Annotated in this window: 11 protein-coding genes and 1 pseudogene; 9 read left to right on the top strand and 3 right to left on the bottom strand. The window is 58.5% G+C overall.

What is annotated here, in order from left to right:
• Positions 1-824 (bottom strand): annotated as a pseudogene (locus tag LB556_RS31435) (calcium-binding protein); the annotation flags it as partial.
• A gap of 396 nt (positions 825-1,220) precedes the next feature.
• Here LB556_RS31435 and LB556_RS31430 point away from each other — a divergent pair.
• A complete protein-coding gene (locus LB556_RS31430; protein WP_224571273.1) occupies positions 1,221-1,493 on the top strand; it encodes a hypothetical protein in 273 nt (90 codons plus the stop codon).
• Positions 1,494-1,921: 428 nt separating this feature from the next.
• On the opposite strand, the gene LB556_RS31425 is transcribed toward LB556_RS31430, so the two are convergent.
• On the bottom strand, positions 1,922-2,161 hold the full coding sequence (locus LB556_RS31425; RefSeq protein ID WP_224571272.1) for a hypothetical protein: 240 nt from the start codon (positions 2,159-2,161) through the stop codon (positions 1,922-1,924).
• A gap of 128 nt (positions 2,162-2,289) precedes the next feature.
• On the opposite strand from LB556_RS31425, the gene LB556_RS31420 reads away from it, so the two are divergent.
• The 7 genes from LB556_RS31420 (at position 2,290) to LB556_RS31390 (ending at position 12,012) form a co-directional block, all read left to right on the top strand.
• The gene (locus LB556_RS31420; protein WP_224571271.1) at positions 2,290-3,738 is read left to right on the top strand and encodes a lipopolysaccharide biosynthesis protein; all 1,449 of its coding nucleotides are present in this window, start codon (positions 2,290-2,292) and stop codon (positions 3,736-3,738) included.
• A gap of 212 nt (positions 3,739-3,950) precedes the next feature.
• A complete protein-coding gene (locus tag LB556_RS31415) occupies positions 3,951-4,121 on the top strand; it encodes a hypothetical protein (protein ID WP_224571270.1) in 171 nt (56 codons plus the stop codon).
• A gap of 602 nt (positions 4,122-4,723) precedes the next feature.
• Complete coding sequence (locus tag LB556_RS31410; RefSeq protein WP_224571269.1) at positions 4,724-5,953, top strand: glycosyltransferase; 1,230 nt, start codon at positions 4,724-4,726, stop codon at positions 5,951-5,953.
• Between the two features lie 122 nt (positions 5,954-6,075).
• Positions 6,076-6,867 (top strand): hypothetical protein, encoded by a 792-nt coding sequence (locus LB556_RS31405; RefSeq protein WP_224571268.1) that lies wholly within the window; start codon positions 6,076-6,078, stop codon positions 6,865-6,867.
• A gap of 184 nt (positions 6,868-7,051) precedes the next feature.
• On the top strand, positions 7,052-8,434 hold the full coding sequence (locus LB556_RS31400) for an O-antigen ligase family protein (RefSeq protein ID WP_224571267.1): 1,383 nt from the start codon (positions 7,052-7,054) through the stop codon (positions 8,432-8,434).
• 33 nt (positions 8,435-8,467) lie between these two features.
• Positions 8,468-10,378 carry a polysaccharide biosynthesis tyrosine autokinase gene (locus tag LB556_RS31395; RefSeq protein ID WP_224571266.1) on the top strand — a complete coding sequence of 637 codons (1,911 nt, stop codon included), beginning with the start codon at positions 8,468-8,470 and terminating at the stop codon, positions 10,376-10,378.
• Between the two features lie 104 nt (positions 10,379-10,482).
• A complete protein-coding gene (locus LB556_RS31390) occupies positions 10,483-12,012 on the top strand; it encodes a hypothetical protein (protein ID WP_224571265.1) in 1,530 nt (509 codons plus the stop codon).
• Positions 12,013-12,716: 704 nt separating this feature from the next.
• On the opposite strand, the gene LB556_RS31385 is transcribed toward LB556_RS31390, so the two are convergent.
• Positions 12,717-13,409: a helix-turn-helix transcriptional regulator gene (locus LB556_RS31385; protein WP_224571264.1), complete on the bottom strand. Its 693-nt coding sequence runs from the start codon at positions 13,407-13,409 to the stop codon at positions 12,717-12,719.
• Between the two features lie 366 nt (positions 13,410-13,775).
• Between LB556_RS31385 and LB556_RS31380 the strand changes: the two genes are divergently transcribed.
• Positions 13,776-15,449, top strand: a complete 1,674-nt coding sequence (locus LB556_RS31380; protein ID WP_318011362.1) for a PAS domain S-box protein — start codon at positions 13,776-13,778, stop codon at positions 15,447-15,449.
• Positions 15,450-15,511 lie beyond the last annotated feature (62 nt).

Below are 15,511 nucleotides of genomic sequence, written 5' to 3'. Positions count from 1 at the left end.
GACCCGAGCAACGAGGTGCTGGCGACGACCACCTTCACCGACGCGCATTTCCCGGGCATCGGCGGCGTCGTCATACCCTGGAGGTTGTGCTGAAGGAAAAAAGCTTGCAGTGTCGGATCGCTTCCAAGCGCCGTGTCGCCTTGCTGCGAACCCCAGGCATACGCATAGTCGAAGGCGGGAGACGGGTCCAACGAGGCCCAGTGGTCCATCATGGTCTGTTCCTGGGACGCTGTGGGCATCACATATCGGCCGCCGGTGTCGGTGGTGTAGCTGCCGCCTCCAAACGTTTGATAGACAGGAACGATCTGGCTGACCGGGATGCCCGACGCCACCGCCGCGGTCACGGCTCTGTCGATCATGTTGTAGTCGATCGTGGTCGTTCCCGTGCGCACTGGGTAGGGATCCAGTCCGTAGTAGTCGATGTGGGTGTTGGCGGGATTGTAGGTGTTGGTAAAGTCCGGGTGCGCGGAAGACCCCATATTCATCATGGTGATAAAGGTCTTGGCGCCAGGCAAATGGGAGTGGATCCAGTCGGATTCCGCCATCAGATTTGCGGCGGAAGCATAGGTCCCCCACTTGCCGGTGGGATCCGGCTCGTCAACGAGGAAAAATCCGTACAGATTCGGGTTGCCAATGAAGGGAGTGACCTTCTGGATAAAGGAGGCCGATGTCCCATTGACCTCGTCGAGCCAGACGAGCCCCTTCATACCTGCCGGCAGGGCGTTGAGCTGAGCAACGGATTGAACATCAACCAGATTGAATCCGGCCGCAGCGATGTTGGTGCCCAGTCCGCCTGACCCCGACGTGTAGTGGAGCGTTGTCATCCGATTTCCCTCGTCTGATTCGCCAAGCGCCTGTGTCTGCCTAAGCCAAGGTCTTATTAGCGACAAGTAAAAAGCTGATATCGCCCGGTCAGAATAGGTGATCAGGCGCTGGTTCGCGGTACCTGCCGCCGCGGTTACCTCGTTCCTGGAACGCGATACAAATTCGGCGCTGTCGGCGGTCGATCCGGCGCCTAGCCGCCGAAACGGTTTCGGCGCGTCGCTGCATTGTCGGAACGCACTCTGCTTCATTCAAACGGACGAGGACAGTGGGCAAGCATGCCCCTAGCGTGGGTTGGGTGTTATTAGGACGGAAGCGATCAGGCCGGCCATGAGAGCAGATCCAGACGCCAGCCACTTCGTGCGATCGAGGCACCGCGCGCAGTCAGGAGTGGCAGGATGAGCCCGCACCTGGTTTGCGTGGGGGGCGTGGATCACCACTTGAGAATCCCGTTCCTGGCAGCGCTGCGCGAAAGAGACTTCCGGGTCACGGCGCTCTCCGGTGACGATGGCTCCGCCTTTTTGCCGCATGGCATTCCCCATCGCCGATTTGGGTTCGATCGCTTTACCAGCGGCCGTGACGCATGGAGTGCTCTGCGTTCACAGATCGATGACCATTTGCGACTGCACCAAGCAAAGAAAACTCGGCCTCGGGATTTGAAATTGGCATGATCATCGAATTTTTCGGACCACCGGCATCCGGTAAGACGACCCTCGCGCATGCGCTTGCCGGCCGCTTGCGCGACAGAGGATACATGGCCAAAGTAATCCTCTGCTATCGGCCTCGCAGTAGAGGTGGGGGTTGGAATTTTTTCGGGATATTTTCGATAACTTATAGAATTTATTTGGCTTTAATTTCAATAGTAGGGATCATGATATGGTCATCTAGAGATAGATATGAGTTAAAATTAAGCAATAGTCTGTTAAAGATTATGATGCCAAAAGATATTATATGGCGTGTCCGGATATGGCAATATATTATGCGGTTATCGCGTTGCTGGAAGCAGGCGCGCAAATCGACTGATATAACAATATTTGATCAGGGTTTCGTTCAGGCGGTCGGGTCGCTAGCGATGTTCAATGGCGCCGCGGACGACAGGTCAATCGCACAGGCGCTTCATTTCGCCCCCCAGGCCGATCTCGTGGTTCGAATGGTCGTGCCACGCGATGACGTGGAAGCGCGACTGCACGCTAGGATGATGTCCGCACCCGCGGCGGAGCGACTCTTTGAAGTGGATGTCGCAGGCAACATGAACTCCTTTCAAGTATTCGACAGCATTGGCGACGTCCTCTTGCGGGCGCACCGAGACATCGTGTCGGTTCAACCAGTCGACCCTCAATCGACCTTCCACGACCTGTGTCGGGTGGAAGAGGAGATCCTGACGCGGCTATCCCAGATCGCGGTCCCGGTCATCAAAAGGCGGCGAAACGAATTGCCTACCAGGTACAGGCACAGAAAGAACGAGGTATGAACGACCGCTCCCAAGGGAAACCACTCCAGTATCAAGCAGCCGACGCGGTCATCTTGCCGCCGTCTCGGGCCACCGGGCGCACCGCCTCCATTGCGATGCCCGCTCGGCGTCACGATGTTGGCCGGCGCCTCGTTCATGCAAGCATCTTCGCCCTTCTGGTCTATATCGGGGGGGCCGGGCTGACCAGCATGGCGCAGCTCGGCATCGCGCGCCTGGTCGGCGCCACAAGCTACGGCGTCTATTCCTACTCTCTGGCTTGGAGCACGGTTCTCGCCTCGCTCTCGATGCTTGGCTTCAATATTTCGCTTCTTCGCTTCGTGCCGGCATACAAGGCTGCCGGGCGTTTGGACCTGGCGCGCGGGGTAATTACCTTCGCGTTGTGGTGGTCGCTGTCGGCGGCGACGCTGGCGGGGTTGATCGGAGCCGCGTTCATCGTCCTTCTGCCTTCCAACCACCTTCACCAGGAGCTTCGGACGACAATGCTCCTCGGTATGGCGGCCGTGCCGCTGATCACGGCCTATGCCCTTGGCGCTACCCTGGTTCGTGCCTTTGGAGGCGTGGTATCGGCTCTTTTGCCCGAGCGCGTTGCGCGCGACGGACTTCTTTTGGCTTTGCTGGGCGGCGCTGCTTTTTCGGGGTCGTGGGCCCTGGACGCACCGTTCGCCATGATGGCAATCGTTGCAAGCTCGGCGGTCACGGTCGGGCTCGTGTTCGTCACAGCAATTAAACTGTGGCCGGCCGGCCTGCGAGGCACTCAGGCGACCTACACTGGGCGCCAATGGTGGTCGGCGGTTCCCCCGACCATGCTTGTCACCGGGCTCGACGTGTTCATCAGCCGCACTGGGGTCGTGCTTCTGGGCTGGACCGGCCAGGTCCGCGAGGCTGGTATTTTTGCCCTGGGTTTGAACGTGGCGCTGCTCGTGGGTCTTTCCAGCGTCGCTGTCAGCACGATGTTCTCGCCAACAGCGGCGGATCTACATGCCCGCAAGGATCACGAAGCGTTGCAACGACTGTTTTCGCACGCTGCCGTTCTAAGTTCCGGTGGGGCGCTCGCGATCGCTGTTCCATTGCTGCTGGTCACCGAACCGCTCTTGCGCTGGTTCGGTGAGGATTTTGCGGCGGGAGCACTGATCGCGCGGATTCTCATCATGGGTTACGTCTGCACCGCGCTCTGTGGGCCCCAGCTCAATCTTCTGACGATGACCGGACACGAATGGGCCGCTGCAACGACGATGGTTGCCGGCGCCATGGCCAACATCGTGGCCTGTGCGGTCGGCATGGAACTGGACGGCACGACCGGAGCGGCGGTCGGCTTCACGCTCGCACTGGTCGTCTGGAACCTGGCAATGGCAACTTATATCCGTAAGCGATTGAACATCTTGCCCGGTCTGGTCTTTGCTGCCTTGGCTTTGAGGCCGGGACAGCTCAGAGCTCGCTCAAGATAGCGGCATGCCCCGTGGGTTCGATGCAATGATATCCACCGGTCATCAGCCTAGCCTCGTTCCGCAATATGAGCCCGAATCTCCGACTCCCGAACGCTCGGGTCTCTTCCGGCCGTTGTGACCTGACGGAGGAAATCAACCTGAAACGAAGTGCGTATCCGAAAAGGAGGAACCTCACTGCCGGCGGTTGGACCACGGCACGAACAGCGTCGGAAATGGCGAAGACTTCCGCCATCAAGGCGAGGGCTGAACTGGTCGCCAATCTTTGCGTCGAAAAGCTCATCACTGCATCCATCCAATGCGAACGAGAATCTGGCCAAGCTGAAGGGAATGTCTTCCGTCTTCCTACCAGCGAGATGGTTTCATCACCGATGGCGGTTGGGTGAAAATGGCTGGTTTGAAGAAGGATGCATCGAAGCCATGCTGCGGCAATCATCTCCTACAAACGCACGAAGACGCGCGGGAAGCTCTGTGTTTAGCTTTTCAAATCCGCTCCAGCCCGCTCGTGATCGCCGGAGTCGGGCTGACGCGATCACGACACGATACTTCCAAGGATTGCGAGCTCCAGCAACACGAAGGATAACATGAAAGCTGTCATTCAATGCGGCGGGAAGGCAACGCGCTTACGTCCGCATACATCCATTTTGCCAAAAACCGCTGATGCCAGTCGGAGCGTGGCCCGTCCTCGAGCCCGTGCTCAAATGGGCTCCAGTGCAATGGCATCAGAGAAGTTTACATCACGACCGGATATCTTGGCCACCTCATTCGCAGCGTTTGTGGCGATGGGAATCAGTGGAACACGCGGATCAACTACACGTAGGAGCTGGAGCCGCTCGGAACGATCGGACCGTTGTCACCGCTGCGCGAACACCTCGATGCGCCGTTCCTAGGAGCTGGGCAGATGTCGAATGTACATAGCATGAGCCGGCCGTATGGCGATCGTAGGCAGGGGCCTCACCTCCTTCGTGACGATCCAAGTGGGACGCCTATGGAGGGACGCGGCGGCCCCCTGCAGCCCCATCTGCTCTATATCGGAGGCGAAGACCATCATCTTCGTATTCCGGCCATGTCCGCTCTGCGCAATCACGGCTTTCGCGTAACCGCGGCTGGAACAGGCGAACCCGCCCCGTTTGCGCAAGCAGGCATCAGCTATCGGCGCTTCCATTTCGACCGTTTCGTCAGTCCGCTGGCCGATTGGGCCGCGGTCAGGAGCATTTCGAAGATCCTTGTCGAGGTGCAGCCCGATCTCGCACAGAGCTTCGACACCAAACCATCCGTGTTCCTTCCTTTGGCTGCGCGAAGCACTCCTGGCATATTGGTCATTCGCACGATCAACGGACGGGCCTTCCTATATTCGTCGCGATCTCCCACGGCCTTGACGTTGCGTCCAGTCTATCGCGCGCTCCACAAGATTGCGGCTCGCACTGCCGCGGCCACGGTTTTCGAAATTGGTGACGATCTTGCATTCTTCGAGCGCCACGGAATGGCAGGGAAGAGACCCGTGCTGATACCTGGCGCTGGCGTCGATGTCGATGGTTTCGATCGAGCATTGACCTCAGGGCCTTCGCCAACCCAGCTTCGCAAGGAGCTTGGGCTCGGCGACGCCGAAATCGTGATCACCGTGACGCGGATGACCCGGCAGAAAGGCATTCCGGCGCTGCTCAAAGCGGCAGCTAAGGTGCACGAAGTGCGTCCCGATGTACGCTTCCTGCTTGTCGGGCCGCGTGAATCCGAAGGGCCGCTTGCGGTGACGCAAGCGGAGATCGAGCGGCATGCGCCCTACGTGAAGGCGATAGGACCGAGATCGGACATCCCATCACTGCTCGCGCTCGCGAATGTATTCGCGTTTCCGACCGAGTATCGGGAAGGCGTGCCACGGGTGCTTCTCGAGGCGGCACTCGCCGGTGTGCCGATCGTGACCACTACCATGCCCGGTTGCGCCGAGGTCATTTGCGACGGATGGAATGGCTTCCTGGTTCCGCCTGGAGCACCCCGCATGTTGGCTGCAAAAATTCTCGACCTGCTCGGCAATCGAGAGAATGGGCGAATCATGGCCGGTCGCGCGGCCGAGCGCGTCAGGAAGGAATTCTCCCTCGAAAACGTTGTCGCTTGTCAGGCCGCTCTCTACAGGGATCTCATTGATCGCTCGGGCGGGACTCGGTTCAAGGATGACAAAAACACCCGCGGGCAAAGAGGTCACACATGCAGTGCGCCATAGGGATGAGTGCACAGGCCGTGCACCTCCTGCGGTCTGCGGGGGCAGCTCAACTGGCCGCGAGTACATTGCTCCTGCAAAGTCTAGTGTTTGATGTGCCAGCACGCGCAGAGCCTAGAACCACGTTGCACTTCGCTTCCAATGGCAACTTCAACTCGAACGGGAATTATCTTCCCGGCGCCGTTGGGTTTAATCTGGCGGACGTCAGTAGCGTCACTCAGCTCAACTCTCTGCCGGACGGCGTCAGGGGCCTCGTGTGGGTTGGCCAGTGCAACGGCGCCGATACCATGTTTCTCAACACCGTCCGGCCGTACATCGGCAACGCCAAACTGTTCGGCTTCTATCTGATGGATGACCCAGATCCAACGGGACTGCAGCGCCGTCGCTGCACAGCTGACAATCTGAAGGTCGAGTCCGACTGGATTCATGCCAACGTGCCCGGCGCAAAAACATTCATCCTCCTGATGACTACGACTTCGTCCAGGAAGCCGTCGTTCACAGGCACCTACAACCCCACCAACTCACACGTAGACCTGTTCGGTATCGACCCTTATCCCTGCCGAACGGAGTTGAAGGGTTGTGATTACAACGAGATCGACCTCTATATCGCTGCGGCGGAGTCCTCGGAAGTGCCACGCGAAAGTATGGTCCCGGTCTATCAAACTTTTGGCGGCGGCAACTGGGTCGATGACGGCGGCGGTCAGTATACTCTGCCGACTGTCAGTCAGCTGGAGCAAATTCTGGCGCGCTGGGACGCGCTCATACCAACACATGTGTTCGACTACGCCTATAGCTGGGGATCGCAGAATGCAGATACGGCGCTCGGCAGTTCGCCGGATTTGCAGGCGGTGTTCTCGCGCCGCAATGAAAGCTCGATAAATTTTACATTGGATCGCCCGAGGATACTCAAATGGTGACCGCTCGACTGCGGCGCAACCGAGAAACGTGCCCCGTAGGCTATGGGCTTGGAGGCTGCCTAACGGGGAAGACTGACAAGCGGTTTGGGACATTGTCCGCTGCCCGGCGATCCACGAAGAGGTTTCAGATCGCTGCTCTCAACCGCCGGCTGAAGCACGAACCTCTGGATTGGGAGGTGTGCCGATGATACCGGACGTCTTGTTCGCGCTCGGGCTGCTGCTGACACCCGCTTCGCAATTGCGGCTCGCGGGCTTTCCGGTGGGACCGGGCGAAATTTGTCTTCTCATATGGATAGTTCTCATACTCGGCCGCGAGGCGGCTCGCCTTGGCTCGTCCCTTACGCCGGCGCTTTCGCGACTACTTATCTTTTGGTCGTTTTTTGCCGTTGCGCAAAGCCTCGGCACGCTGACAGCAGCGCTCATCGGCGACCGGCACGATCCTGAGTGGTTCATACATGATGTCATGGCCTATCCTCTTTTGGCCGCCGTAAGCTGTCTGAGCCTGATCGGGCCTCATGCCGGGCCGCGCTTGCGCCGCATCAGCTGGCTTCTGTGCGCGCTCGGCACCCCGGTTGTCGCCGCACAGCTCGCTAACGCCTGGGGACTGTTCGATATCCCGTCGGTCGATCCTTGGTGGTGGGATCAAGTCCGTGGCTGGTCATCGAACCCTCATCAGCTTGCCCTGTTGTGCATGGTGCTTGGAATTCTGTCGCTTCATCTCGCCGAAACCGCCACCCGGCTCGGCACGAGGATTGCCGCCCTCGCCTGCGCTATCGTCCCCGTCTACACGGGCCGGCTTACGGGCAGCGATTCATTCAGTCTCATTCTTGTGGCCACGGGCCCGATCTTCATTGCATTCAAATTCCGAACTTGGCTGGTCTCACGTGCACCGCGGGTCAGTTTCCGCTCCGCGTTCGCCTGGATGATCGTGCTGGCTTTACCGCTGATCGTAGTTTCGGTGGTCCCGCTGGCCTACTCGATTGCCGTCGAGGCTCAGGGCCTCGCCAATTCGATGGAACGGGAAAATCCGGAGCAAACGGAGGAGAAGACCTCGCTGCGATTTGAGCTATGGGGGCAGGCGATCCGGCGGGGCGTCGGATCGGGGATGCTGGGTTTGGGCCCTGGGCCGCACCTCGAAATACCCCATTCCATCGTGTCCCAGAGGAACTTGGAGACAGAACAGCCCGAGTTTGTCGAGCACCCCAAACTCACCTTTGCGCCGAACTTCGAGGCGCACAACACATTTCTCGATCTTTTCACCCAAGGCGGGTTGATCATCGTTTTGAGCTTCATCTGGATCGTGGCAACGGCTTTCTGGTTCGCCTACCGCACCGGGCAAGCGGGGCTGCCGACCCTGCTCTGCGGTCTCTGCATATACTCGGTCGCCACCTTCATCCTCCGGCATCCGGTCTTTTGGTTTGTGATCGCACTCTGCCTGGTCGCGGAGCCTAGGCCAACGGATCGAGTGCGGTCCGTCGCCGGAGGCAAAGCGCTGAGCGGCATTCTTCCGCGCTCTCCGCTCCGGATCGGATATGGCACGAGCAAACTGCGCATCAGGTCGAGCTAATTGCGGACACGGACCGCTGGCATGGAGGTACGGATGCATTTGATGGATAGCACGGGCGGCGAGACATGGCCCTCCGAGGTCAGGCGCCGGACCACCAAGGCGCGCAGTCCCACCACCGACCCCACGCCATTTGAACCTGATTTCGAGAACGAGCGGCCAGACAATCACGCCACGATAGTTCCCGAACCGGGTTTCCAGCAGGTGACCGGGATCCTGCGTCGGAGGATCAAACCTATTCTCACCGTCGCGGCGTTAGGAACGATACTGGCCGGTGTCGCCGGTCTACTCATCACACCCAAATATACCGCAACCGCGCAAGTCCTTGTTCAGGCTGCCACTCCCCTCAGCCCTGAAGCGGTCCAGCAGGCCGTCGACACTCAGTTGACGATGCTGACCTCTCCCGTTCACTTGCATCGAGTCCTTGACAGCCTGCGGAAAGAGACAGGCTTCCGAGGAGCGACATCCGAACCCGAAGCGAACTCGGCTGCCAACACGCAAGCTCCCGCAGTGCCAAGCACGGGCGAAGCCGGGCCACTGAGCTTGAAAGAACTCAAGCGGCGGCTGGATGTCTGGATTGGGGCGCTTACCGGGCACAAACGAGACGGAACAGGGCTCACATTCGACGATCTCCAGCGTCGCCTACAGGTTCTGCAGGACCGCCGCTCACGTGTTATCGACGTCAGCTTCGAGTGGACGAGCCCTGAGAAGGCTGCCGAAATCGTCAACCGGACCGTGGAGCTCTACGTCCAGAACAGCATCGAGCAGCAGCGGGCCTACAGCACCAACGAAATAGCTCGGATCGAAGAACGAATTTCGGCTGTCAAGGGCGAGATCGAGCAAGCTGACGCAGCCCTTCAGGCAAGCCAACTGCAGTCCGGTGCAAACCGGATCGTCGGCAGCGAGGCACAAGAGGCTGCTCCAGACCCGCACGAACTGGAGCGTAGGGCGGCCACCAGCGCGCAGCTTTACGAAAGTCTTCTACAACGACAGAAGGAGATCCGCGAACAAGATGGGCTGGTCAACCCAGACGCAAGTATCCTCTCGCTTGCGTCTCCGCCATCCCGACCGAGCTCTCCAAATCCGATCCTGTTCGTGCTCCCTGCCTTGATCGCCTCTTTGATCTGCGCGAGTTTGCTGGCTCTCACCCTGGAACGGCTGGATAGAGGCCTGAGAAGCGAGTGCGAAATTAACGCTGCGCTTGGTCTCTCGTGCATCGGCCTTATACCGCGGATCCCCCGCAGACACCTATCTGATCTTGGCAAATATCTCCGAGCAAAGCCGTTTTCCCCTTACGCGAGCGCATTATGGTCGGTGGTCGCGACGCTGCGGATGGCAAAGCCCGGTAACGCGAAGGTGGTTTTGATCAGCTCCAGCATTCCTGGGGAAGGGAAAACCAGGTTCGCCCAGAGCCTCGCGACCTACATCAGCTTTCTTGGACGTCGCGTGCTCTTAGTAGGTCTCGATTTTCGGAAAGGCTCGCGAGTTGGCGAGTTCAACGACAGACGAATCGTCGATTTGTCCCTGCAAAACCGACCGCCGGCGGAGCTCATCCGGCATATCGAGGAGGCTGGGTTCGACTATCTCCCGATGCCCGGTTACCGCCTCGATCCCTTGACCGCCACCGAACAGATGGCGGACCTCATCCGTGAGCTTCGCGAGAGTTACGATTATGTGATCATTGATGGTCCGTCTGTCCTTGGTGCTGTGGAGGCACGGTTGCTTCCTTCGATTGCTGACAGATTACTTCTGGTCGTGAAATGGGGAAGCACGAGGCGCGAGGTGGCTCAGAATGCGTTGGGCCTGCTTCGTAAGTCCGGCGGTCTCAACAAGGAGCATGGCGATCTTGCGATGGCCATCGCGACACAGGTCAATCTCAAGAGACACGCTCGATATCGCTACGGTGATGTGGGCGAGTTCTCGTCGGGGACGGGACGGAGCAGATAGCGGCAGCCAATCAAAGCCACCTTCCTCGCTACTCCAGAGGATTGAGGAAATAAACTTCAAGCGTTCAAAACCGTGCAACTGTCCCAGACGGAAGGGGCCAAAAGATGAAACAGGATGCTCCGCACAAGATAGATATGATTAGCCGCTCGGGCGCAGAGAACGCGATCCTGCCTCTGATACTGATGGTCTTGAACGAATTTCATCGGAATAACATTTCCTATTGCTCCTGGAAAAGCAGCAGAAGGGTTTATCGAGGCTTAACGGGCGAGGGAGATCTCGATCTACTTGTCGCGAAACAGGATCAGCACCGCGCCCAAGCAATTCTCCTTGAGGGGGGCCTCAAACTTTTTCCTTGTGTAGCTTACCGTGACCATCCCTCGATCTTGAGCTTTCTAGGGTACGACGAACCGAGTAGCCGACTCGTTCATCTTCATTTGCACTTCCGATTGGTCGCGGGCAACAGCCTCCTCAAGAACTACTGTCTACCATGGCAAGAAGCAATCTTGGCGCGGACTATCGTTCATCCAATGCTGCCGATCCGTATTTTGGATCCGGTGGACGAGGCATTGCTGTTGGTCGTACGCGGTTGCCTTGAATTGAGGCGGTCAGATCCTGTTATGCTCCGCAACTGGCGGGCTGAAACGCACAAGTTCGCGCTCGATCGGATGGAACTTGCCGCCCGCGATGATCGCTCGACGCTCGGCAGCCGAGCCGCTGAGTTGTTGGGTGATGATATGGCAGAGATGATTGTCGCCGCCATCTATGGCAAACCGACGCCCGAAGATCAGCGACGCCTCCGGCGGCGCATCAAAAGGCATTTCCATCCTCATCGCACCTACAACGCATTTGAAGCGGGGCTGCGGAGCCTGGGGCGCGCCGTCCATTGGGTCGCTGGCAGCTTGAACAAGCGTTTTCTCTGGGCACCCCGCCCGTGGAGCCGTCGTACGCCGGGTGGCGGCCACGTGGTGGCTGTGGTCGGCGTTGATGGCTGCGGGAAGTCCACCGTCGTCGCGACAATTCGGGAGTGGCTTAGCGAGGAGATTGATGTCGTGCCGATCTACTTCGGCACCGGAGCCGGAAGGCCGTCCTTCGTACTATGGCCGTTCAAGCTGATGGTACCCTTGATCACCCTCTTGGTTAGGACCAAGCCAAAAGGCGCATCGCACGGCAAGATCTCAGATCGGCCTCCAGGCCCGCTCTACAGTGTGCTCCTGATGATCTGGGCCACAGCCGTTGCTATCGAGAAGCGCATCAAGCTGTCGGCGGCGCATCGCGGAGCCAATCGGGGGCTGGTGGTCATTACCGATCGATACCCGCAGAATGAGATCGATGGTTTCAACGAAGGTCCGCTGATGTCACGTCTGACTGGGGTGCCGCCATGGCTACGTCGGTTCGAGGCAACAGCCTATTCTCTTGCCCATCGCCTTCCACCAGATCTCGTCATCAAGCTGATTGTCCCGCCAGAGATTTGCGCGAAGCGCGAGCCAGACATGGATCCTGCAGTGATAACGAACCGTATCGAGGCGATTCCGCGATTGGCGTTCTCGGGAGCGCACGTGGTTTCCATCGACGCCCAACAGCCTTTGGCAGAAGTTATTCGCGCGGTGAAACAAGAGGTTTGGCGGATATTTTAACGCCTGGCCCTCAGAGCCAGATACGAAAGTGATCCCATCAGGATTGTTTAACTTGTCCGAGTATCGGCGGGGGTTCCGGATATGATCATTGAACTTTTCGGTCCTCCAGGTGCGGACAAGACCACCTTTGCACATAACGTCGCGGCACGTCTGCGTGAACGTAATTTGTCGCCGCCCGTGAACAATGAAGCGCGTTAGGCTGCGAACGATTTCGGCCGGCTTTGGAGCGCGGCGAGAAGAGCAGCCACAAAAGCTGCCTGAACCAGTTGAGCGTAAGCGGTGTTCTCAGGCAACGGCCTTAAGCTCGGGAGCGGCGATGTAGGCCTAGGCAGGAGATCGTCGTCAGGGAATTTGAGATAAATGGCGGCCTCTCGTTGCAATAGGATGGTTTGGCTTCGGCCGAAGTAGACGTCGGCTGGTGTGAGATTGTCGAGGCTCTCGGATTTTAATGGCGTGATGGCGCCGGTGATTGTAGTGCTCTCAAATTCCCTGACGACGGACACTGTTGTCGTCGTGGCGCGGTCTGCTGCCGCCGGATCTCGTGATCAAATTGCAGACGACGCCCGAGGTCATCATGACGCGTGAGACGTCATCGGTGCCGCCAAGGCCGAGATTTGGCGGCCGCTTTGAGCAAATAGGGCAGGCTCCGAACGTGATCATCGCAGGCGGATGCCACAGTTCAGCGATTGGACAGATCGTAGCCCTCACGGCAAGACCGAAATGCGTCCCAGAAGAGCCACCAGTTCCGCCTGGCGCTTCGTCTCGGTCTTGGCGAACAGCGAAGCAAGCTGGGAGCGGATCGTCGTGCGGCTGAGGCGCCAGCTGCGGGCGATATCCAAGGGCGCATCGCCTTGAGCCAGGCGCAACGCGAGATGCGTTTCCGCACTTGTCAGGCCGAACATCCTCTGCAGGGTCCGAGGATTTGCCACAGGTCTGTTCTTGCGATCGAGCAATGCGACGATACACGTTCCATCATGTGCGATGAGGCCCGCTTCCGTCAGGATCACCGGCCTGTCGTCCCCGCTGCAGATCACCACCCAAGAGAGTGATCCCGGCAGGAAATGGGCCGGAACATTCGCAACCAGCCGCCTTAGCGCGGCCGAAAGTTCGCTGGCCATATTGACAGCTTCGCCCGGGCGCCCAAGCGTGTTTTGGGCGGCCGCGTTCCACTCGATCACTTTCTTTTCGCGGTTCAGCACCAGATAGCCGCAGCCGATGCGATCAAGCATGCCGGCGATGGATTCACAACCGCGCCGCGCCGCGCCGTCAACTCGAATGTTCGTCCGACTCGGGGCGTTTGAAGATTGTGTTGTGCGTGCCTGCTGGGAATGTCCATTCCTCAGCGCAATGTATTGCCCGTCCGCAAACGTATTGTTGCGCCTGTCAATCACGTTCATTTTTCGCCCCAACCTAGTTGCCAAACACAGTCGTCTTCAGCGAGGAGTTACCTCTAAGGATTACTGGTAGTTCACCCGATTTATTGATAGAGGTTATTCATATTTACCGAATTTCGGCATGCTTGTACGGATTTGCAACGGGTTTTGAGCCGCCGCATTCGATGAAACACGTATTTTTGATCATTCCAGCCAACCTGATTCTATTCGCTGGCTAAGGCTTGGCAATCCAGCAGTGGTACTAGGTTGCCCATTTGCGTCTAGTCTCGACGATCTAGTCAGAAGGTTGTAGTCTGGCGCATGGGGCCGTATTTGCGCTGGTTGAGTTCCAATGTTTCAGGCACACCGTTAGCCCATGTGGCTTCCATAGTGGTGCTGACCGCTTCGGTGATATTCGAAACAACAAATTCAGTACATATTGGCCAAGGTGGGGATTTTATTGCATGTATTCCTGCCATTATTGTCATTGCATACCTTGAAGGCCGCGCGGCCGCGATAGCCGCGACGCTTGTGATGGCGGTTGCAGGCCTATGGGCGCGAAGCGTCTTCAACGCGCAAATCTCATCTGAAGACTGGACGCGCGTCATCCTCCTCCTGGTCTCGGGTTGCGTAATCGCCTCGGTGTTCCACCGCCTGCGACAAGACTTGCGTGAGGCGCTCGAGGTCGCGGAGCAAAGGCTCGCTGCCGTCGAGGCGACCGAGAGCCGCTACCGCTGGGCCTTCGAGCGTGCTGCGATGGGTTTCGCAAACGTCAACAGGAAGGGCGAGGTGCTGCAATCCAACAGGCGCCTTTATGAGATGACAGGTTACAAGGAAAAGGAGCTTGCCCAATTGCCGCTCAAGGCACTCGTTCACCCGGACGATCAAGATTCCGTGCAGCAGCTGTTGGAAGGTCTCGACAATGACGCGATTTCGTTTGGAACGGAGGTCCGGCTGCTAAGAAAGGACGGCACGGCGCTCTGGGCTCGGCTCACCTTGTCTTCGTCCCGGCCCGACGGAGTTCTCTCGGAGAGCGTGTTCATGGTGGTCGACGATATTTCGGAGCGAAGATCGGCGCGCGAGGCGCTTCGGGCTCAGAAGGAATGGCTTGATCTAGTCCTGTCTGCCGGACGCATGGGTACATGGCGAATCGATGTCAAGGACGGGACAGTCACAGGCTCGGGCAAGTTCTGGGATATTATCGGCCTGCCTTCGGCTCCGATGCGCTCCTTGGAAGAGCTTTCGACCGTGGTACATCCGGCGGATTGGCCAAAGCTGGAAGCCTCGATTAGGCCCTCGTCGGTGTTGAATTACGACACCGAAATTCGTGTCCGGCGGGCAGACGGTCATATACGCTGGGTTGCCCTGCGCGGGCGTCAAGAAAAACATGGCGACCGTCTGTTGCGTGTCGGAGTGGCCGCTGACCTAACCGAGCGTCGACAGACCACGCTTCTGCGAGCCGCGGCAAAGAAACGCGAGCGCATCATGCTCGAACAACGCCATCGGTTCAGCAACCTGTTCTCCGTAATCACGGCGCTGGTGAAGATGATCAATGTTCCCGACAACAACGTTGCAGAATACAAAGACATGCTGATCGACCGGATTCGAGCGCTGGAAGCGACGCATTTGCTCCTTTCACGCCGCACCAACTCATCAGGGTTGCTCCATGATCTTGTTGCCCGGGAGTTGCAACCCTTTGTGGAAACGCGGGACATAACAGTCGCTGGCCCTGCCGTGATGCTGCCGGCCGGCGCCGCGGAGAGCCTTGCCATGGTTCTTCACGAACTGACCACCAATTCCGTGAAATATGGTGCGCTGGGGGATTCACACGGTCGGATTGAAGTAAAGTGGGAGTTCGCATCCGGCGATGCGACTGAGGATGTGGCGTTCGATTGGGTGGAATCGGGGCGGCGCAGAACCCCAGGCGTCGTGCGTCACGGTTTCGGTTCCATGATAATCGGCCTCGACGGTACGCCGCTCGTCGGTCATTCCCCAAAACTGGAAATCTCGGACCACGGACTGCGATATTCGCTTCGGATATCGCGGAAGGAAATCGACTTCTAACGCACGTTTTTGGCGTGCCAGGTTTGTAGCAAAACGGCCGCCTCGGTCCGATTTCGCACGCC

This window comes from Mesorhizobium sp. ES1-4 (genome assembly GCF_020164745.1).
Classification (GTDB): domain Bacteria; phylum Pseudomonadota; class Alphaproteobacteria; order Rhizobiales; family Rhizobiaceae; genus Mesorhizobium.
Note: the sequence above shows the minus strand (reverse complement) of the source record. Positions and strands in the feature narration are given on the sequence as shown.